This is a genomic window from Acinetobacter sp. ANC 4654 (assembly GCF_002135425.1).
GTDB classification, from domain to species: domain Bacteria; phylum Pseudomonadota; class Gammaproteobacteria; order Pseudomonadales; family Moraxellaceae; genus Acinetobacter; species Acinetobacter kyonggiensis.
The window spans coordinates 1-21438 of record NZ_NEGL01000004.1; the positions used below are offsets into that span (position 1 = coordinate 1).

Annotated in this window: 21 protein-coding genes and 4 tRNA genes; 2 read left to right on the forward strand and 23 right to left on the reverse strand. The window is 40.7% G+C overall.

Features of this window, described 5'->3' with window-relative positions; all coding sequences use genetic code 11:
- The 19 genes from B9T24_RS07655 to B9T24_RS07745 all read right to left on the reverse strand — a co-directional run.
- Nucleotides 1–278 (reverse strand): GTP-binding protein (locus B9T24_RS07655; protein WP_228145696.1); only part of this gene is annotated, 278 nt, incomplete at its 3' end.
- A gap of 147 nt (nucleotides 279–425) precedes the next feature.
- Nucleotides 426–500, reverse strand: a tRNA-Thr gene (locus B9T24_RS07660).
- A 15-nt stretch (nucleotides 501–515) separates the two neighbouring features.
- Nucleotides 516–591, reverse strand: a tRNA-Gly gene (locus tag B9T24_RS07665).
- 37 nt (nucleotides 592–628) lie between these two features.
- Nucleotides 629–712, reverse strand: a tRNA-Tyr gene (locus tag B9T24_RS07670).
- A gap of 54 nt (nucleotides 713–766) precedes the next feature.
- A tRNA-Thr gene (locus tag B9T24_RS07675) sits at nucleotides 767–842 on the reverse strand.
- A 98-nt stretch (nucleotides 843–940) separates the two neighbouring features.
- Nucleotides 941–2434, reverse strand: coding sequence for an anthranilate synthase component I (gene trpE / locus B9T24_RS07680; protein WP_086165241.1), 1494 nt, complete (start codon nucleotides 2432–2434; stop codon nucleotides 941–943).
- Between the two features lie 114 nt (nucleotides 2435–2548).
- Nucleotides 2549–3220 carry a phosphoglycolate phosphatase gene (locus tag B9T24_RS07685; RefSeq protein WP_086165242.1) on the reverse strand — a complete coding sequence of 224 codons (672 nt, stop codon included), beginning with the start codon at nucleotides 3218–3220 and terminating at the stop codon, nucleotides 2549–2551.
- An 89-nt stretch (nucleotides 3221–3309) separates the two neighbouring features.
- Nucleotides 3310–4041 carry an FHA domain-containing protein gene (locus B9T24_RS07690; protein ID WP_086165243.1) on the reverse strand — a complete coding sequence of 244 codons (732 nt, stop codon included), beginning with the start codon at nucleotides 4039–4041 and terminating at the stop codon, nucleotides 3310–3312.
- 69 nt (nucleotides 4042–4110) lie between these two features.
- Nucleotides 4111–6375: a type II secretion system secretin GspD gene (gene gspD, locus B9T24_RS07695; protein ID WP_086165244.1), complete on the reverse strand. Its 2265-nt coding sequence runs from the start codon at nucleotides 6373–6375 to the stop codon at nucleotides 4111–4113.
- 43 nt (nucleotides 6376–6418) lie between these two features.
- The gene (locus B9T24_RS07700; RefSeq protein WP_086165245.1) at nucleotides 6419–7261 is read right to left on the reverse strand and encodes a type II secretion system protein N; all 843 of its coding nucleotides are present in this window, start codon (nucleotides 7259–7261) and stop codon (nucleotides 6419–6421) included.
- The gene (gspN, locus tag B9T24_RS07705) at nucleotides 7261–8004 is read right to left on the reverse strand and encodes a type II secretion system protein N (protein ID WP_086165246.1); all 744 of its coding nucleotides are present in this window, start codon (nucleotides 8002–8004) and stop codon (nucleotides 7261–7263) included. The genes B9T24_RS07700 and gspN overlap by 1 nt, the downstream gene beginning before the upstream one ends.
- 172 nt (nucleotides 8005–8176) lie before the next feature.
- On the reverse strand, nucleotides 8177–8503 hold the full coding sequence (locus B9T24_RS07710; protein WP_004650666.1) for an H-NS family nucleoid-associated regulatory protein: 327 nt from the start codon (nucleotides 8501–8503) through the stop codon (nucleotides 8177–8179).
- 150 nt (nucleotides 8504–8653) lie between these two features.
- Nucleotides 8654–9082: an acyl-CoA thioesterase gene (locus B9T24_RS07715; protein ID WP_086165247.1), complete on the reverse strand. Its 429-nt coding sequence runs from the start codon at nucleotides 9080–9082 to the stop codon at nucleotides 8654–8656.
- A gap of 12 nt (nucleotides 9083–9094) precedes the next feature.
- Nucleotides 9095–10288 (reverse strand): hypothetical protein, encoded by a 1194-nt coding sequence (locus tag B9T24_RS07720; RefSeq protein ID WP_086165248.1) that lies wholly within the window; start codon nucleotides 10286–10288, stop codon nucleotides 9095–9097.
- 7 nt (nucleotides 10289–10295) lie between these two features.
- Nucleotides 10296–11129: a hypothetical protein gene (locus B9T24_RS07725; RefSeq protein ID WP_086165249.1), complete on the reverse strand. Its 834-nt coding sequence runs from the start codon at nucleotides 11127–11129 to the stop codon at nucleotides 10296–10298.
- A complete protein-coding gene (locus tag B9T24_RS07730) occupies nucleotides 11126–11905 on the reverse strand; it encodes a uroporphyrinogen-III synthase (RefSeq protein WP_086165250.1) in 780 nt (259 codons plus the stop codon). The genes B9T24_RS07725 and B9T24_RS07730 overlap by 4 nt, the downstream gene beginning before the upstream one ends.
- Nucleotide 11906: 1 nt before the next feature.
- Nucleotides 11907–12824: a hydroxymethylbilane synthase gene (hemC, locus tag B9T24_RS07735; protein WP_086165251.1), complete on the reverse strand. Its 918-nt coding sequence runs from the start codon at nucleotides 12822–12824 to the stop codon at nucleotides 11907–11909.
- Between the two features lie 107 nt (nucleotides 12825–12931).
- Nucleotides 12932–13672, reverse strand: a complete 741-nt coding sequence (locus B9T24_RS07740; RefSeq protein ID WP_086165252.1) for a LytR/AlgR family response regulator transcription factor — start codon at nucleotides 13670–13672, stop codon at nucleotides 12932–12934.
- Between the two features lie 53 nt (nucleotides 13673–13725).
- Entirely contained in the window at nucleotides 13726–14880 is a 1155-nt protein-coding gene (locus B9T24_RS07745; protein WP_086165253.1) for a sensor histidine kinase, read from the reverse strand.
- Between B9T24_RS07745 and argH the strand changes: the two genes are divergently transcribed.
- Nucleotides 14871–16301, forward strand: a complete 1431-nt coding sequence (gene argH, locus B9T24_RS07750) for an argininosuccinate lyase (RefSeq protein ID WP_086165254.1) — start codon at nucleotides 14871–14873, stop codon at nucleotides 16299–16301. The genes B9T24_RS07745 and argH overlap by 10 nt on opposite strands.
- A gap of 13 nt (nucleotides 16302–16314) precedes the next feature.
- A complete protein-coding gene (locus tag B9T24_RS07755) occupies nucleotides 16315–16587 on the forward strand; it encodes an oxidative damage protection protein (RefSeq protein WP_004650676.1) in 273 nt (90 codons plus the stop codon).
- 495 nt (nucleotides 16588–17082) lie between these two features.
- Here B9T24_RS07755 and pgsA read toward each other — a convergent pair whose 3' ends face one another.
- The 4 genes from pgsA to B9T24_RS07775 all read right to left on the reverse strand — a co-directional run bounded on the left by pgsA (nucleotide 17083) and on the right by B9T24_RS07775 (nucleotide 20999).
- Entirely contained in the window at nucleotides 17083–17670 is a 588-nt protein-coding gene (pgsA, locus tag B9T24_RS07760; protein ID WP_004650677.1) for a CDP-diacylglycerol--glycerol-3-phosphate 3-phosphatidyltransferase, read from the reverse strand.
- Nucleotides 17671–17778: 108 nt separating this feature from the next.
- A complete protein-coding gene (locus B9T24_RS07765; RefSeq protein WP_086165255.1) occupies nucleotides 17779–18573 on the reverse strand; it encodes a thioesterase family protein in 795 nt (264 codons plus the stop codon).
- Nucleotides 18574–18677: 104 nt separating this feature from the next.
- Nucleotides 18678–20483, reverse strand: coding sequence for an excinuclease ABC subunit UvrC (gene uvrC, locus B9T24_RS07770; protein WP_086165256.1), 1806 nt, complete (start codon nucleotides 20481–20483; stop codon nucleotides 18678–18680).
- Between the two features lie 102 nt (nucleotides 20484–20585).
- A complete protein-coding gene (locus tag B9T24_RS07775; protein WP_086165257.1) occupies nucleotides 20586–20999 on the reverse strand; it encodes a PH domain-containing protein in 414 nt (137 codons plus the stop codon).
- Between the last annotated feature and the right edge of the window lie 439 nt (nucleotides 21000–21438).

Consider the following 21438-nt stretch of genomic DNA (forward strand, 5'->3'; position numbering starts at 1 on the left):
ATCATGTTTTTAACATAATCGGCGTGACCTGGACAGTCTACGTGAGCGTAGTGACGAACTGGAGAATCGTATTCTACGTGTGAAGTATTAATAGTAATACCACGTGCTTTTTCTTCTGGTGCAGAGTCAATTGCTGCGTAGTCTTTAGCTTCACCGCCGTAGTTTTTTGCACAAATTGTTGCAATCGCAGCAGTTAAAGTTGTTTTACCATGGTCAACGTGACCAATTGTGCCCACGTTTACGTGTGGCTTATTACGTTCAAACTTAGCTTTAGCCATGATGATCTTCCTCGTTTACGTCGAACACGGTTTTAAACAACTCAGCATCGACCTATCGTCTAAAAAATTAGACACCTAATACTTAAAAAGCAGACTAAAAAGCCTGCTTTGGGAAAACTGTGTGAACAAGTCACTAAACTGTATATCTGGAGCTCTTATCCAGATTTGAACTGGAGACCTCTCCCTTACCAAGGGAGTGCTCTACCACTGAGCTATAAGAGCAAATTTTCGCTTCAATGGAGCGGGAGACGAGGGTCGAACTCGCGACATGCAGCTTGGAAGGCTGCCGCTCTACCAACTGAGCTACTCCCGCACGATGTTGGCACATCCACTTTTTGAAGTCTTAAAATTGGTGGTGAGGGAAGGATTCGAACCTTCGAAACTTTCGTAGCGGAGTTACAGTCCGCCCCCTTTGACCGCTCGGGAACCTCACCATTTTACACTTACTATCAGTGTTATTCTTTTTACTTACATCCTTGACATTAAGATGGTGCCGGCACACGGATTCGAACTGTGGACCTACTGATTACAAGTCAGTTGCTCTACCAACTGAGCTATGCCGGCGTTTCTTAGTGTTTCGTACGTTTCGTATCGGAACGGTGTGCAGTTTAGCAAAACTCTGAATCCTTGCAAGTGTTTTTTTCAAAAAAAACCTCAAAAACTCATAAAATCAAACCATTTGATGATAATTCAACCGCTTTGATCACTGCACGCGCTTTTATTTGCGTTTCATTCCATTCAGATTCAGGATTTGAATCGACAACGAGCCCCGCTCCTGCCTGAACATAGACCTTATTTTCACGAATTACACAGGTACGAATGGCAATCGACATATCCATTTCACCATGCCAACCTAAATACCCCACTGCACCACCAAAAACGCCGCGTTTTACTGGTTCAACTTCATCAATAATTTCCATCGCACGAATTTTTGGCGCACCAGACAATGTGCCCGCAGGAAATGTCGCCTTAAAAACATCAAGCGCATCGACATCATCGCGAACTTCACCTTGTACATTCGACACAATATGCATCACATGTGAATAACGCTCGATCACCATTTGATCTGTGACTTGCACTTTGCCAATTTTTGATACCCGACCAACATCATTTCGGCCCAGATCAATCAGCATTAAATGCTCTGCAATTTCTTTTTCATCGGAAAGCAAATCTTTTTCCAATGCCAAATCTTCTTCTTTGGTCTTGCCTCGTGGACGCGTTCCAGCCAATGGACGTACCGTTGCAATGCCATTCTCCAAACGCGATAAAATCTCTGGAGAAGATCCAACGATATGAAAGGGTTTTTTGTTGTCTAAGGTTTGTCCTTGCACCAAAAATAAATAAGGCGATGGATTTAAATGGCGTAGCGCACGATAGACCTGCAAAGCCTCGCCATCAAAATTGGACACCATACGATGCCCCGGAACCACCTGCATCACATCACCCGCACGGATGTATTCTTTGACGGTTTCAATCGATTCCAAATACTTGGCTTTACCTGTCAATGACTCGAAATGGGGTGCCGTATGCTTTTGGGCTTGCAGACTAATCGGTGTTGCCAACAGTGCTTCCAACTGATCAAGTTGCTGTTGTGCTTTAGCATAAGCCTCTGGATCATTGACATCTGCATGCACAATTAAAAATAAAGTGTCTTTTAAGTTGTCAAACACAATCACAGTTTTAGACAGCATCATCCAAATATCTGGCAATCCAACGGGGTCAGCTGCTGGAACATTGGTTAAACGCGGCTCAATATAACGTACCGCATCATAGCCAAAGTAACCGACAAGCCCACCTGTAAAACTTGGTAAGGCAGGTAAATCTTGTTGTGTAGGCACATGAAACTGAGCTTGGAAAGCACGAATATATTGAAATGGGTCGCTACATGCTTGCGTCTCAAGCGAACCATCCGCCTGTTGAATGGTGAGCACCCCTTGATTACAGGAAAAAACCGTCGATTCACCTAAACCAATAATCGAATAGCGTGCCCAATTCTCCCCACCCTCAACCGATTCAAATAAATAAGCTTGCTGATGATCTTTAAAACGTGCAAAAACTGAAAGTGGGGTTTCAGTATCCGCTAAGCGCTGACGGTAAACAGGAATAAGGTTATAGCCAGCTGATGCTAACTGGTCGAATTGAGTTTGCGTTGTCATGAGTATTCTCTATGTTTTCGATATGGGCGTATTTAAGTTCGTTTTCGTGTTATCTGACTTAGTCTCGCCATCGAAAAACCATACAATTTCTCATTCCAATATCCTTATTTTAAATTATTTCGCGAGCAATTCTGTTAAATCATCGACCACTTGCTGTGGTTGGCAATCATAAATATCTTCACCATGATTATAGCCATAGCTCACCACAATACAATCAACCCCTGCACGTCGTGCTGCCTCTACATCATTGCTTGAATCACCAATCATCAGTGTTTCTGCCGCAGTGACTCCATATTGATCCACACAAAACAGCAACTGACGCGGGTGTGGTTTACGCTCCTCAAAACGATCACCACCAATCACATCCACAAAATACTGCGTTAAGCCCAAGCTTTCAACAATCATCCGTGCAGGCTGTTCTGGTTTATTGGTGACACAGACCATTTGCTTGTTGTGATTTAAACCCCATTCTAAAAAATCAATCACCCCATTAAAAGGCTGGGTATCGACACAGGGTTCGGCATTATAAATGTTTAAAAAGGTTTCTAATAATTGCTGATGTTGAGTAGGATCGACTTGACCAGTTAAATGTTGCAGAGTGCTCTGACAAAACAGTGCGGTTCCCTTACCAATCCATGTTCGCACCTGTGCCTCAGTCACGCTAGGCAGTTGCAAAGCATTTAGGCTCATATTCATGGCTCGATATAAATCGAATGCGGAATCCACCAAAGTGCCATCTAAGTCAAACAAAATAAGCTCACGACTTGCCAATTGTGCTACCGACATCTCATCCCTCTCCATTTATTTCACACAGAAACATCAACCCAAATAATGAAGGCATGCGAGTGCATGCCTTCATTATTATTTGACACGGCTTATTTAAATAATAACCATGCAATGATTGCAAGAATAATCAATGCAATAATAGATATTAAGCCAATCGATGCATTTTTTTGCTCTTCTTTGACTTGTTCAACCCGTGAAACCGGCTGTTCAATTGCAATCGGTTGCGGTTCAGGCTGTGCCTGAACATCGATACCTTGCGGAATCGGTGCAGGCTTGGGTATAGCAACCTGTTGTGGCATACCGTCTCGACTGACTTGAACTTCGCGATCCCGCTCGGTTAAGCTCGGCATACCTTGCTCATTCATTTGCTGCGCCACTGTTTTAGGTACATCTTCAACCTGTGCTGCTTCAGTTTCAGACACAGCAACCGCTTCTGAAGGTTGCTCAGTCGCAGGAATCACTTCGGGTTGCGTAACTATAGGGTCAGACACAACCTCAGTTGACTCCATTGTTACAGCGACAATCTGTTGTGCAGGTGCAAGTACTGAGAATTTCAAACTGGCAAATTGTACAATGTCACCTTCTTTCAACAAGGTTTCATGTTCAATACGTAAATCATTCACGAATGAACCATTCGATGAGTTTAAATCTTGCACCCATAAAGCTTGGTCTTTTAGCAAAAATGCTGCATGCTTGCGTGAAATTTCTGCGGCTTGCAATACAATATCTGCGCTCTGATGACGACCGACCACCATATCACGGTCAATGTCAATTTCTTGTCCTGTCAATTCACTGGTAATTGCTTGTATTTTCCAAGTCATGAAATGCACTTCTCTTTGCGATTTTTTTTCATCATATCACGGCAAATCTTCGATTCTTTACAAACGCTATTAAGAACCTGATCGAACCGTGGTTGTAGTCACTATATTTTTGGTTTTTTTAACCGTTGAACTGGGTGCCTGAATAGCTTGTCTTTGCACCATCGGCTCAATCGCAACGGGTGTCGTTACAATAGCACTCGAAGACTGCTGAGCAGCCGAAGGTACGGCTTGATAATCTGGTACTTTCGGTGCTGAAGGCGTTACAGGAAGCCGTTGTTGATAAAGATCATCCATATTTTCTGGTAACTTGGCAAAAGTACCATCCTGATCCATCGCTAACTGTAAACTATATAATTGGCTATAGCGCTGCTGCGACAAACGATTCACATCTTGACTATCACCCACAATCGTCGGATGGATAAACACCAACAGATTACGTTTTTCATTAGATTTTGCATCGGCACGGAATAAACGACCAATACCAGGAAGAGCACCCAATCCTGGCACCGACTGACGACTGTAAATGGAGTTATCAGAAATCAGACCGCCCAATACAATGGTTTGACCATGTTCAGCTAAAATTGAAGTTTTAATGGCACGTTTACTGGTAATTAAATCCTGAGCTTCGCCTTTTGGCTGCACAGCTGAAACTTCTTGTTCCACCTCTAAACGCACCGTACCATCGGCACCAATATGTGGCACAACTTTCAGCGTCACCCCGACATCTTTACGTTCAATTGATGTGTAAGGATTGGCTGTACCACCCGTCGTACTGACTGATCCCGTGACAAAAGGCACATTCTGCCCCACCACGATATAAGCTTCTTCATTATCCATCGTTACAATAGAAGGCGTAGAGAGTAAATTAGACTTGGTTTTACTCTTTAATGCCTGAATGAGTGCACCGTATAATTTACGTGAGCCGTCAGCACCTTCTTTATAATCACCCAGAATCAGCGATGTTCCTGTACCCAACTTGGATGCAGCACCCGATGCCCCACTCGTCACATAACCCGCTGCAAGCTGAGCTATACTCGCTCCCACATTGCTAAAATTGATTAAGCCAATACCACTATTTAAGTCCCCCAATGCCCACTGCACACCCAGTTGATCGGCATCACTGCCTTCGACCTCAATAATCGCAGCTTCAATCAGGACTTGTTGACGACGTATATCCAGTTGCTGAATGGCCGATTCGATTTCACGCATGAACTGTGGATCTGCTTTCACCACCAAAGCATTTTGACTATCGTCAGCAATAATACTGACCCCATTGGCATTAAAACTGGTGATTGAATTTTGATTATTGCTGTTCGATCCACCCCCCAAATTAATACTTGGCGTGGCAATACTGGATGAACCACCGCTTGAACTATTCGAGCTACTACTGCCTGAATAGTTCGTCGCATTATTATTGTTCGAAGACGATGAAGTATTGGAATTTGATGAACTGGTAACCGCCTGACCAGTCACTAAGCCTTGTAAAATTTCAGCCAGATTTTTTGCACTGGCGTATTTTAAACGAAAGACTTTTAATCCACCCAAACGATCTGCCGTAGGCACATCCAACATTTCAATCATCTGACGAATGCGCTTACGCGTTGCCGTATCACCTTTTAACACAATACGATTGGTTCGCGTATCGGCAACAATTCGGATACGGGAGCCTTTTAAGTCTCTTGCCGCACCTGTGGAACTCATGGACTCCAGCAAACCAATCATTTCTTCCGCCTGACTCGATTGCAGCGTGACGGCCTCAATATCGTTTTGCCCAGTTCCATCCAAATTACGAATGATCGTTTCAATCTGATAAATATTACTGGCACGGTCGGAAACAATCAGTGCATTGGTGCCGGCCACCGCAGACATATGCGCAAACTGCGGCATTAAAGGGCGCAATGCTGGAATTAAATCGTTGGGATTGGTGTTTTCAAGCCAAATGACCCGAGTGACAATTTGATCACCCGTTGCACGTTGTTTGGCATCGTATGGAATACCTGAGCCTTTCACATTGCTATCGGGAACAAGTTTGATGGTATTGCCTGAAGGAACGGCCACAACACCATTGACATTCAAAACCCCTAAAAATAAGTCATATACTTCCGCTTTATTTAAAGGCTTATTGGAAATGACCGTCACATTGCCACGTACACGCGGATCAACAGCAAAGTTTTTCCCTGTAATATCGGCAACTTCATTAATAAATGCTGTTAAATCAGCGTCACGTAAATTAATTTTCCATGTTTGTGCATAGCTTGCCGTGCTCACCATAGCCATAAGCGGTGCAGCAGCGAATAAAGCCCAAACTGAACGATGATGATTAAATAAAGCCATAAAATTTCGTGCTTCCTAATCCTATAATGTGACGATGCATCACTTAAAAACTCTGTTGTATGGTCATCACCTGATCACCACGCTTTATTTCTATTTTAACTTGACCTTCACGTCGAGCCTGTTCTAGCAATTGGGCATCACTTTGCCCCTGACCGACAGCCTGCCCATTTAAAGACATAATCCGATCACCTGGTTGCAAACCCAGTTTGCTGCGTAATGCTGTAGGTGTTCTTGAAGTCACTTCATAGCCCTCACCCCCAGCATTCACCCCCATATCTTTTAAATATTGTTCCCGATCTTGCTGTATTTTTTGTACTGCTTGTCCTAATGCATTCTGTTCCTGACTCTGCGGCATTTGCGTCGCTTGATTATTAAAAGAAGATGATGGATTCTCTACAGGCTGAACAATCGATTGATCCAAGCCATTTTCAATGCCTTTAAACTTTAACTCTCGGGTTGTGCCATTATTTTGGCGCAACAGCACTCGATCCCAATACACTTGCGCAAGTTGGTAAGAGGTGTTGGCGATGTTTTCCCCCACCCGATAGCGATCTGCCACTTCATTCATCTTAATCACCGCAGAGGAAAACTGACTTGGGTAACCCACCATCACACCTTGCAAAACCAGATTGATGCTTTCATCGGCAGCCGCTGTTGCACCCACTTCTTGAAATAATGCAAATGAAGCAATATTCGGGACTTGAGCTTGTTGTGAACCCAAGGCAATACGTTCGACTTGCATCACCTGAGGCGGCGCAACAAGCAACCAAAAAATACTCGCCAATTTCCAGCACAAATATAAAATAAGCAAAAGTAAAAGTATTGGAGCTGCCCGACCGGCCTGCTTCCAATTTAATTGTTGAATTTTTTCAATCCACTCACTCATTAGAAACCACCTTTAAATAAAGGCTGTCTCGAACTAATGACATAAGTGTCTAAACCTGCTTTCCCTTCATACGAAGGAATATTCATCAATAAACGCTGCGTCAATTGCACATCCAACATCAAGTTTTGATCAACGGCCAATGCCATTAGCTTTTGATCGCGCTGATCACGAATATCAAACATCAGTTTATTGTTTTCATCTGATAGCTTTCCTTTCAATGACGGTATATTCATTCGATCTTGACGCTGAGCATAGCTATAAATCAGCTCACCACCCGCCCATTGCAACTGACCGTCAGCCTGTGTAAAACCCTGCTGTTGGTTAAAATTAAATTCAATATTTTGCAGTTGAATGGTATTGGTCGGCCACTGCCAATCCACTATGTTTTTCAAAGTTTCAGGTGCAATTTGTCCATTCAAATCATGAATGGTTATTTTTTTGCCAAAACCATAACCGACCACACCATCCAGTTGTGTATGCCCACTATGGACTTCTAGCTGTGCCCCTAAACGCAACAAAAACAGATCCAATGGTCGTGTTTTCCAACTCAACGATCCTCGTAAATTACCTTGATGCCAATCTGCTTGCCCTTGCCAAATATTACCACTTACATTTTGCAAGACTTGGTTGTTTTTATAAAATTTTGAAATGAGCCAAGCCGCTGGTATTTGGAGTAATACAAAAATAAAAAAAACGAGGATAGCAAAGATCCACCACGCCATATATTTGGGTTTTTTTATCATCCCAGCACGACCAACATATCGATTATTCTTCCTTGAGTCACTATATTATCTTTCTACACACATTATGCATACTTTTTCCACAACGCCAATTCTAAGATATAAAAAAACCAAGCATAAATGCTTGGTTTTTTCAGTCTAATCCGCTTGGATGACATTCTTATGAATTTTGCAATTAGATTAGAAAGTCTTCCAATTTTGCACCATTTTCTAATTCAGCAACCAACCAACGCGGTTGTTTACCACGACCCGTCCAAGTATCAACAGGATTCTGTTTGCTACGATAACGTGGCTCGACAGACTTACGGGTACTTTTCTTGCGTTTAGTTGCACCAAACTCTAAAAGCTGCTCAATCGTCAAACCAACTTTATCTGCAATGGCTAAAATTTGCTGATAAGCATCTTCAATCGCTTGATCTTTTTTAGAAGCAATTAATGCTTCCGCTTCAACCTGTAAATGTTTTAACTCTTCAACCGATAAATTACTAATGTCTGGCATCATATTAACTCCAACTAGATTTTATATTTATTTATACAACGCCGACATAATATTTTTATTGCCCAAGATATACAATATAAAAATTTAAATTATCAACAATATTTAAACAGATTCCATACTTCTATATTTTAATGACTACATTTCTAAATATTTTTAAATTTGATGATTAACCATTAATTCAATTTTTGTCACTTTCTGCCGAATTATTTCAGGAATAGGCAGTTTAAGCATATTCTCTTTATCCACACAAACCATCACCGCTTCGCCTAATGCAACAATAGCCTGCTGCTGCTCGCTCCATAATAAATAACTCATTCGAAGCGCACTATTACGCATTTCTTCTACACGTGCACCAATTTTAAGTTGATCTGGATAAAAGACTGGACGAATATATTTGCACTGATTTGATGCAACCACTGTATAAACATCATGTTGAAAAATATTAAGTTCATCCATATAACGAATGCGAGCACTTTCCATATAACGATAATACAGCACATTATTTACATGACCAAAAGCATCCATATCACCCCATGCGACTGACTGTATATGAACAATGGGATAATCTGACAGCATTAACATTAAATCTACTCGCTATATTTTAATTTCTACAAAATTTGCATTATTTTCAAATATTAAATTTAACTGTTTGATCAAATCATCCTGACCTTTTAAGGTAGACTTCACCCGTAAATAATTCATCATTACGTTATCTGGATATAATTCAAGCATTTTATTCGCTTCTTCTTCTCGTGCTGTCGCCGTATAGATATGCCATTTCGCAAAGGAAAATACAGGTAAAGAAGGATATTTATTTTCCCAATATTCAATTCGCTGCTCAACCTTTAAATAATCAGGGTTTTGCTTTAATAATTGTTGTTGGAACCATAAATAAAAAACGTCTTGATTAAATTGTTCATCTAATAAATGTAATGCCAAATCTTCATGTTGCCCAGTAAATTCYGGCATACGAGATAATACTTTCAACCATAACGTCTTTATCTCATAATTTCGATTATAAATTTGATCTGCCAAGTCTAAATAACGCTGTTGTAAATTTTGTAAACTTTCCATATCCGCTTGATCAAAATCAAGTAATAACTGTTGTAACCATGCTTGTTTGGTTTCGGTGCCCAAATGTCCATATTTAGTCGAACGCAAATAAATCCATGGAAATTGAAGGGCAAACTTTCCCCATAGCGCTGTTAAACGTAAATCATAGGCACTTTTTACATCGTTTAACCAAGGTGAAAGCTCATGCTGATTTAAAAACTCAAGATGGGTTAAGGCTTGTTCACTGTCATTTTGCGCAAGGTAAATTTCAATCCGTTGAATTTCAGCCAATTCAAATGCCATGGCATTGGTTTGATTTAATTGTGCAAGTGCTTGTGGATATTGTTGCTGCATCCAATAGAGTCGTGAATCAATAATCCCTTTTAATAAACCAGATTGAGAAAAAACACCTTGAATAAACGCATGTTGGTCTTGAGCAGCTTCTAATAACCAAACCACCGCTAATTGCTCATAAGGATGCAAATTTTTAAAATTAAAAATAGTTTCTAGTTTACGTTGCTCTCGGGTTAAATAACGCTTAATAAACAACCAAAATAATTGCGTCATTAAAGACAGCACAGCGAGAGAAATAAAAATGATCCAAATATTGGTTTGAATTTGCCATTCACGCCAATATAAATAGACATAACCTGCACCATAACCGTAACTTAAAACGCTCAGTACTGCGATTATAATTAAACTAATAAAAGCATATGCAAGTAAAACCTGTTTCATTAATTTCTTACCCCAATAATGCACGCGTATTTAAAATTGGCGTAGGAATAACCGTAAATCCTTTTATTTTTTGGATATTTTGAATCAGTTGTCGTGATTTCTGATCGGGTATCTGATTCAGTAGTTCAATCATTTCCGCTAGCGATTTTTGATATTCCACATACTGACCTTGTTGCAAAGCTTGCTGTGCAAGTAATAATCGCAGTTGCACTTCTTTTAATATTAAGGGTCTTTGCATTAAAGCCACGGCGGGTTGTTTCGCAGGTTCAATCACAATCCAACGCTGCCAAAAATATTTCTTTTGTGGTTGGCTGGCATTTAATTGTGGCGTCTTGATTTCTTGTGTTAATGCTTGATCAAGCTGACGCATAACCACATCGAGTTTTTCTTGCTGGGCAACTCGAGCACGAACAAATTGCTGAATCGCTTGTTGATCTTTCTGAATCACCTGATGCAAACTTTGCTTCAATGACGGTGCTAAAGCATATTGCTCTAAATTACGATCGAGATGCATGAGTTTATCTAGGGCATCATTAAACTTTTGCTGTTGCAACATAAATTCAATTAAATCCAGTTGCTGCTTCACAACAAAAATCGGATCTATACTCGAAGATTCTATTGTTGTTAAATCAGGTTGATTTGGACTGCCTGATTCATCTTTAACATTGACATGACGCTGTAAAGCCACCAGCTGATCATTTAAATTTGCATTGCTTTGTTCAATACGGTGCAGACTATTGGTGAGTTCTGTCTGTTGTGCAGTGATTTCAAATACGTCATAACTTAATTTTAAAATCCAGAGCAGACCTAAAACGAGTAATAAAATGAAAATTTTCTTCATGTGTTCCCTTGCACAACTGCAATCTGCTGCAAAATTGAATCTGTTTTTAAATCAGATAATCGCGTGACATTAAAACATGCTTGATGATTTTTTTTATAATCTGAAACAACTTGATACAAGCGCTGCCCCAAAACCAAATAATGTCCTTTGGTAATAATCTCATCTTCAGCTTGCACAAGATCAATCCAATTGATCCAGCTCGCCTCACTACTCACCACCATATAATATTGTTTTTCTTGTGCCAATTTAGCCAATAAATGAGGGAAATTCTGTTGGGTCAACATAGGGCAACGGCGCTGATATAACACAAAATTGAGAATATCTAGGCCTTGCTGTTTCAAATGATCCATCATAAACAGACGACCGCCTTCACCACGCCAAAAAGCAATACCCGTCCCCGCACTCAAGGTTTGTAAAATAGGCAGCTGTAACATCCCCTCTGATGTTTCCACCAAAGGAACTTCTGCCGTAATCCCATATTGAGCTAAAGCTTGCGCTGTGGTGTCCCCGATGGCAATCCACTGGATATGCTGAATAGCCTCAAGTGATAAAGAAGCTTGGGTTAAATAAGCCATCCCAATTTCAACCGCTGTTGGGCTGACCACAACAATCACCTGAGTAGCAGGCAATCGTTGATAAAGATCTGATAGGGTGTCTGACCAAGGCTGGGCCACCAATTCTAATAAAGGTAAATCCAACACTTCAATTTGAGCCATGCGTAATGCATGACTCAAATTTTCGGCACGATCTTGGGGACGGGTATTAATAAACAACATTTTAATAGAACGCTTTAAGCAAATCGCCTGCGCCTTGTTCAAGTAACTTCTGAGCCAGCGTTTCACCCAACTGTTCAGCTTGCTCAGGAGTCCCCTTGAGTGTAACTTTCAATAAAGTTGCACCATCAACACTACCGACACGACCTTCAATGTGGAGCTGACCTTGATTTAAAGAAGCATAGCCTGCGATGGGTACTTGGCAACCGCCTTCCAAATACGCATTGAAAGCACGTTCTGCACGCACACAAATATCAGTCTCATCATGTAACAGCGGCAAAATAAGATCCAATACCGCTTGATCCGCTGCACGACATTCCAAGCCCAATGCACCTTGTCCAACGGCAGGTAAACTAATCTCAACTTGTAGGGTGTGGCGAATACGATCTGCTAAACCGAGGCGCTTTAAACCCGCACTGGCCAAAATAATGGCATCGTATAAACCTGCATCTAATTTAGATAAACGCGTACCCACATTACCGCGCAAGTCAACAATTTCAAGATCTGGGCGCTGTTTTAAAATCTGGCATTTACGACGCAGACTTGAAGTACCGACTTTTGCCCCATGCGGTAATTCAGCAAAACTGTGATATGTATTTGAAACAAAAGCATCCAACGGATCTTCTCGTTCACAGATCACAGCAAGCGTTAATCCTTCAGGCAATGCCATAGGCACATCTTTCATAGAATGAACAGCTAGGTCAGCACGACCATCGAGCAAGGCTTCTTCTAACTCTTTCACAAATAAACCTTTGCCACCAATTTTGGCCAAAGGCGTATCTAAGATTTTGTCACCTTGCGTTACGAAGGTCACCAACTCAACTTGAAGATCAGCATGCATTGCCTCTAAACGGGCACGAATATGTTCGGCTTGCCATAAGGCAAGCGGGCTTTGTCGAGTTGCAATCTTCAAAATTTTCATAAATTTTAGAAACAGTCAATAAGTGCGTTGTTCTAAACTTAACGTGCTGACTTAAAAATGCAAGTAAATTTGCGCACTTGTTGTCAGCAAAATTATGAACATCAGCTTTACATTTTCTGAATTCGCTCTCTTAAATGCGGCAAATGACGCCTGCTGACGGCCAAACGCTCCTCCAGTTCACGACAACGAACTTGATACTGTCCTGAACTAATCACTTCAAGCCCATCCAAAAACTGCACTGAAACCAAAGCATTTCGATGAATACGAATAAATTGATCGCCAAATTCGTTTTCTAAATCTTTTAAGGTTTCATCAATCAGTAAATTGCCATTCTTATGCCGTACCGTTACATATTTTTGATCTGCTAAAAAATAATAAATATTTTCCACAGGAACCAACTCTACACCTCGGTAGGTTTTCGCCACGATTTGATGGCGTTTTATGTTTAATTCGTCCATATCTTCTTTTTGTTTTAACGTGCTCATTTGTGCTTGAGTCAGTTTTGTTAAATGATCTAAAACCTGTTGCAATTCCTGCTGCATCACGGGTTTTAATAAGTAGCCCTCTGCATGTGATTTAAATGCATCTAAAGCATGTTCATCATAAGCAGTACAAAAGATAATGGCGGGCATAAAATCAAGCTGACGCAAATACTGTGCACAACTCAAGCCATCCATTTCAGGCATTTGAATATCTAAAAGTACCACATCTGGCTCGTGAAATTGAGCCAGATCAAGCGCCTGCTGACCATGTGTGGCTGTTGCAACGACTTGATGCCCTAGTTGAGTGACTAAACGTGATAAGCGCTCTACTGCGAGAGGTTCATCATCACAAATTAGGATGTCCATTTCTCCTCCTTTCCCAGTCAACATCATTTTTTTTATAGGTTAACTATGATTTCTTATTTATATCGATATTGCACAACTGTGGTAAATATCCCCTTCCCAGCATAGGTCTGAAAAACCACACCGCGTCCATAATAAGCTTGTAAACGCTGTTTTACATTATCAACTGCAATTCCATTTCCTTGTCGTAATGTTATTTTATCCTGTGTGTAAGGGTTAGTAATGACTATATTGACTTGATTTTGCAATATTTCGACCAATATACTTATCGTACTCTTTGTTAAGAATTTTTCAACTCCATGAAAAATACTATTTTCAACTAAAGGTTGTAAAGTTAATAACGGAATTTGTATATGAGAAAAGAGAACTTCCTCATCATATTTCCATTCTACTTGCAATCGATCACCTAATCGAATCTGTTCAATGGCTAAATAACGCTGACACAGTTCAATCTCATCTCTTAATCTGACCAGTTTAAGCTCTTGAAAACTTGCACGAAATAACCGTGATAAATTCAGTAACATTTGCTCCGCTTTATCGGGGTCGATGCTAATTAAACTAATCACACTATTTAGACTGTTAAACAGAAAATGTGGATGGATACGGGCTTGCATGGCTTGAACACGTGCATTGAGTTCACTATTTTGTTGACGTGCCCATTGCTCGCGCAAATACAAATAGCGAAAACAAAATGTCCCAATCAGCACCCCATAGCTCAAATGTAACATCACACCATCAAATAAAATATCTGCCGTTAAATGATGTAGATGAAAATTTTGTCCGAAATAAATCAAGCCATTGAGTGCAATAGTGGTCAGCAACAAAATAACTTGCAACAGAATAAAGCCAGTACATAACGCTTGTGCAAAACTTAAATGCTGAAATTTTTGCTGAAATCGTTCAATCAATGCGACAAAACACAGTAAAATCCAATTGATAAACAACATATATTGCAGCAATCGGTCTACACTTAAAGCGCCCCATGATTGCGCTTCTGCTAAAGCTAAAATCATCGCCAAAATATTACTGGCAATAAATAATTCGATTAAATGTTGCCAACGCCCGATTTTGGTAAAAAAATAGGCGTATGTCTTATTTCCCTTTGTATGAGCAAAAGTTTGGTCATCTTGTCCTTCGGCAAGTGAACCTGAATTTGTTATACTGTTCTTAGTTCTAATGCTTTTTATCTTATTGAGCCGACATGACCACATCTTCTAATTCCTCAAATCCGTCACAAACCCAAACTTCGGGTATGTGGGGCGGTCGTTTCTCTGAAGCTACTGACGCTTTTGTTGCTGAATTTACAGCATCTGTACAATTTGACCAACGCTTTTATAAACAAGATATTGCAGGTTCTATTGCACATGCAACTATGCTCGCAAAAGTGGGCGTACTGACTGAGCAAGAACGTGACGACATCATCACCGGCTTAACGGCAATTCAAGCAGACATTGAAGCGGGTAACTTTGAATGGCGTATTGACCTAGAAGATGTACACATGAACATTGAGTCGCGTTTGACTCAACGTATTGGGATCACAGGTAAAAAATTACATACTGGTCGTAGCCGTAATGACCAAGTCGCAACAGATATTCGTTTATACGTACGTGACGAAATTGATGCGATTTTAAAATTACTTGAAAAACTACAAACAGGGATCTTGGGCTTAGCGGCTAAAAACACCCAAACCATTATGCCGGGCTTCACGCATTTACAAACAGCACAGCCTGTGACTTTTGGTCATCACTTAATGGCATGGTTTGAAATGTTAGTGCGTGACTCTGAGCGTTTGATTGACTGTCGTAAACGTGTCAATCGCTTACCTTTAGGTTCTGCTGCGCTTGCAGGCACAACGTATCCAATTGAGCGTGAATACACCGCAGAACTGTTAGGTTTTGAAGCAGTGTGTGAAAACTCGCTGGATGCGGTTTCTGATCGTGACTTTGGCATTGAATTCAATGCTGCTGCATCGCTTATTATGATGCACTTGTCGCGTATGTCGGAAGAAATGATTCTTTGGACTTCTGCACAGTTCAAATTTGTCAATATTCCTGACCGTTTCTGCACGGGTTCTTCGATTATGCCGCAGAAGAAAAATCCAGATGTTCCAGAACTCATTCGGGGTAAAACGGGTCGCGTCTATGGCGACTTAATGAGTCTTTTAACCCTGATGAAAGGTCAGCCTTTGGCGTATAACAAAGACAATCAAGAAGATAAAGAACCGTTATTTGATGCCATTGATACCGTTCGTGGTTCACTGATGGCATTTGCAGACATGATTCCTGCACTGGTGCCTAACATTGAAATTATGCGTGAAGCTGCACTGCGTGGTTTCTCAACTGCAACCGATCTGGCCGATTATTTGGTTAAGAATGGCGTGGCATTTCGTGATGCCCATGAAATTGTCGGTAAAGCGGTCGCACTGGGTGTTCAAGAGTCTAAAGATTTATCTGAACTTACGCTTGAACAATTACAACAATTCTCAGATTTAATTTCTGAAGATGTTTTTGAAAAAGCCCTCACGCTCGAAGCTTCTGTCAATGCACGTAATCACATTGGCGGGACTGCACCTGCTCAAGTAGAAGCTGCGATTGCACGTGCTTATACTCGCTTAGAAAAACTTTACGCTTAAGGAAGAATGAGAGATGTCTCGACAGGTTTTTTGCCGTAAATATCAAACAGAAATGGAAGGCTTAGACTTTGCACCTTTTCCGGGTGCAAAAGGTCAAGAATTTTTTGAAACTGTATCTAAACAAGCTTGGCAAGAATGGCTAAAGCACCAAACGACGTTAATCAATGAAAAGCGTTTAAATGTGTTTGAAGCCGATGCGAAGAAGTTTTTAGAAGAACAACGTGAAAAATTCTTTAGCAATGATGAGTCTGTGGAAAAAGCTGAAGGTTGGACTGCCGAAAAATAAGGTACAGCCTTATTTTCTGTCAGACTAGCACGGTGCACTGGCTTTGATTCATAAAGTGCTGAAGACTTAAAGCAATGTTCATACCGCTTTAATAAAAAGCTCCATTTCAATGGGGCTTTTTTGCTCTCTATTTGCACCAAATTTTGTTTTTAAGCGTAACAGCTCACTGGTTAGAACCCGAAAAGCATAGCGATGTTTCAGTCATTTTTTAACATTTAGAAATAACTGTAAACCGAAAATACATTTTTAAATAAAACGATACATTACAACACAATAACCTACATGATTCTAGAAACTCATTCTCTTATACTCAATCCCAAGAAGATGGTTAAACATCTTATAAAAATACAAGTATTTTCGATTTCAATCCTAGGTTTCCCCCAAAATCTAGGATTTTTTTTGTCTCACATTTTTGTTGATGATTTTTAAAATCAATCCATTGAAATAAAAAAACGCCTTCATAGAGGCGTTTTGACTGAATTCTTCAAGCGCAACTTAAGGCTGTTTAAGGTAAGGCCACGCGGCTTTTAAATAAATAAACATTGACCACAAAGTTAGAATTACAGCGGTATAGAGCAAAAGATAAGCTAAGGTTTCAAGCGGTTGCCAATTCAACAAGAACACTGAAATTGCAATCATCTGAAAAGCTGTTTTATATTTACCCACAGTCGATACCGCAACACTGGTACGTGCACCCAGTTCGGCCATCCATTCACGTAAAGCAGAAACCGTGATTTCACGTGAAATAATCACAATCGCGGCAAATGCCATCGAAATACTGGGTTGCCATTGCACCAAAACAATCAGTGCGGCTGCGACCATCAGCTTATCTGCCACAGGGTCAAGAAAACGACCAAATGCGGAAGTTTGATTGAGTGAACGCGCCAAATACCCGTCGAACCAATCTGTTATAGCAGCAACCACAAAAATAGCCGTTAAAATCATGTGACGAGTCATGTTACTGTCTTGCTCAGCAGCACCGATTATTGGTGGCCAATAAGCCACCAATAAAAAAACGGGTATTAAAGCTATACGCGCCAAAGTCAAGATATTTGGAATATTCAGGATTCGACCTGTAGTCATAGACACCGCCAATGTTCCCCTTTATGTACGATGAAAAACCACACATATTCTGAGAATTGATTCATCGTTAATTCAGACTCACTTTATACGAATTGCTATACAGTGTCACTAGGCAAACACGGTAACTGTCTGCCTAGAAATTGCAATCAATCTATTTTCTGCATCCCACAGATGTGCATATTCGGTGGAATAACCTTCTGATGCATAGTCAGTAAATACTTTATATTTAAACCAATCGTATAATTGGTGCTGTACTGGATGAACATAAGTCACATGCCATGTCAGGGAACTGGCAGGTGCTAGTGTTTGAAACATCGGTAATACCCCTGGTGGCCAGATATCCAGTAAGGTCATCAATTCTGCAACCGTCAAGTGATCATTTTCATGCTGCGCTGGATTAAAACGGAACCAGCCACCAAAGTCAGGTTTAGCACTGGCAGTACAAGGATAATTGCCTTCTGCCCAGCACACATCAAATTGTTGATAACACTGTGGCATCGCGGCCTGCTGAGGAAGTTTAGCGAGGCTTTGTGGCTCTGGATAGATGGGCGCTGTTCGCTCTTGTTTTACTTGAATGCTTGATTCACGCTGTGTACCAAAACTGGCAATTAAAATACTTTGTACCGCATCATCTTGCCATAAACGCACTTCAATGGTGGTGACTGACTTGCCTTGTCTTAAAATTTCAGCCGTAAGTCGTGCCTTACGTTCTTGCACTGGACCGACAAACGTAACACTGGTACTGAGTAAGCGTTTTGCTGGATCAGCGATGATCACCAAAGCCTTTTGCATCATCATCCCTGCCACTAAACCACCATAAATGGTGCGCCCTTGTAGCCAACCTTGCGGAATATTGACCCACTCATCCTGTTCAATTTCTGTGAATAATTGGCGCAATGACATGCTTCGTCCTCTATCGTTTTTGCTTTACGCTATCTTTCACTGATTTTGTAGTGTTGTGAATGATCAATGACTCATGCGTCAGTGAGCATTTTTGCTAATCTGCCCTAAATGGCTTCATGCAAAATTTTATAAATGGTTCTGGCCATCACTTCACCCAGTCCAGATACCAGCATGAGTTCTTTTTCTGAAGCTTTCAGCACGCCTTGAATGCCACCAAAATGAGTCAATAAATCACGGCGACGTTTCGGCCCTAATCCCGGAATGGCTTCCAAGACTGAACCACCACGTTTTTTATCACGTTTGGCACGATGTTTGGTAATGGCAAAACGATGGGCTTCATCGCGCACCTGTTGAATCAAATGCAGCGCTTTGTGGTCTTCTGCTAATTGAATTTTTGTGCCATCGGTGAAATGTAAGGTTTCCAATCCTGGTTTGCGCCCTTCGCCTTTAGACACCCCCACCATAAATGCATCTAATCCAAGTTCTTGCATCACTTGCATGGCCATGTGCAATTGACCTTTACCACCATCAATCAAGAGTAAATCAGGCAACATGGCTTTTTTATAACGCCGTGTCAGTGCTTGGCGCATGGCAGCATAATCATCACCGCCAGTAATATCTTCGATGGAAAATTGACGATAATCACGTTTTCGCGCACCGCCAGTATCAAACACCACACAAGAGGCAATCGTGGCTTCGCCCATAGTATGCGAGATATCAAAGCATTCAATTCGGTCAATCGGTCGCCCCACCACTTGCTCAAGCTGATGAAAGCGTTCATTCAATTCAAAATGGTTGGCCAGTTGTCCTTTGATGGCATGTTGAACATTCATATTGGCCAGCTCAAGCCACTCGGCACGGGTTTCGCGTACCTTGTGCTTAATCTGCACTTTCTTGGAAAATTCTTGTTGCAGCGCCTGTTCTAATTCTTTGCTGTTTGGCAATTCGGTATTGATAATCAACTCATTGGGAACTTCATCTGCCACCTGAAAATAAAAGTTCGCCATAAAGTCCGATAACATTTGTCCTAAATCATCGCCCAACATATCGGGGAAATAACTTTTTCCGCCCAACATTTTACCGTTGCGAACATACATAATCTGCACACAGGTTACCCCTGCATGATAGGCAATCGCCAAAATATCGGCTTCCCCTTTGACTGTATAAATCGCTTGTTGTGACTGCACATCGCGTAGCAATGCCATACGATCACGGTAAAATACTGCTTTTTCAAACTCCAAAGCTTCAGCAGCAGCTTCCATTTTGGCAATCCACTCTTGATTGAGTTCTTTGGTATCACCTTGTAAAAAGCGAATCGAATTTTGGACATCTTGCTGATAATCTTCTGGCGAAATCAAACCCACACATGGCGCGGTACAGCGTTTAATTTGATACTGCAAACATGGACGTTTACGCTGGGAAAAATAGCTATTTTCACATTGGCGCACGTTAAAGAGTTTTTGTAAAATCAACAAGGTATCACGGGCATTATAGGCACTTGGATAGGGTCCAAAAAATTTACCTTGCTGATGTTTGCCCTTACCCCGCCCACTGGCAATTCGTGGATATGGCTTGTCACTGGAGATAAAAATATAAACGTAGGATTTATCATCGCGCAACATAATATTGTACGGTGGTCGATGCAACTTAATCAGATTTTGTTCAAGCAATAAGGCTTCAGTTTCCGAACGAACAATCAGCGTTTCAATGTCATAAATACGTGCCACCAACGCCTGTGTTTTGGGATGTTCGATGGTTTTTACAAAATAGCTCGACACGCGGTTTTTCAGATTTTTTGCTTTGCCGACATACAGCAACTCACCGTCTTTGCCGAGCATGCGATAAACACCGGGCAAGGTCGTCATATGGGCTAAAATCTTTTCAATATTGTCACGTGCGTTTTCGTTCACGACAAACCTATAATCTAAATAGACATGACATGATGTGATGCTTTTACAGGCTTTTTCAAGCTTTAAATCGGTCAATCTATTTTTATTGAAGTGAAATAAAAATTATTGCAGCGTGACATTAAGCGCTTGGCAAAAAGCCTCTTTATTTCGCGGTGAAAGCAAAATAAATTTTGTTTGCCCATCTTTTAAATAATCAATCCGCAAGCGATCTAAAGACAACGCTGGCGATGAAATGGAAAAATCTGTTTTTGTCACTTTTTGAATACTGGAGAGTGGGATGCGCCATTTTAAAAATAAACAGGTGATGACCAATGTGTCTTTATCAATCACATATCGGGTATTCAGTACCGGCCACCAAATCAACACAATGGTTAACGCATAGACCACCGCAAATAATAGGTTTTGACTGAGTGTCCCCTTTGCATACATGGTCAACACCAACTGTAGCAACAGACCAGACATCGCAATAAAAAAAGCTAAAATCCACCAATCTATTTTTGAACGAAACTTTTGCATAGGGCTTCCTTGGTTAGGCTTATATCTTACACAAAGCAAAGTCGATGAAACATATAAAGACCTATTTATTTTATGGATTTAAACTTTTTCTTTAAATTGCAATCTAGAAAATACATGCACACTAAGCTTGCTCCTACAGCGAAACATGCATCACGCCATGCCCGTTTAAAGAGCAATTGACTTTTTTGACTAAAAATCAAGATAAAAATAGCTTGAAATTAGATTCAATTACCCAATATAAAATAAGCTTAAAAAGTAAAAAATGTGAACTGAAACAAAAGTTTTATAACATTGCAATAAAATATATCCAAAAATGAACTGTTAAACATATGGGATTATTGAAAAAAAATTGATGACCCTTGCGTCACGGCTTGATACAACTTGTTATGTTCTTTTTAGATATAGTTATCGTAAGATTAGCGAAGTTTAATGTACGTGA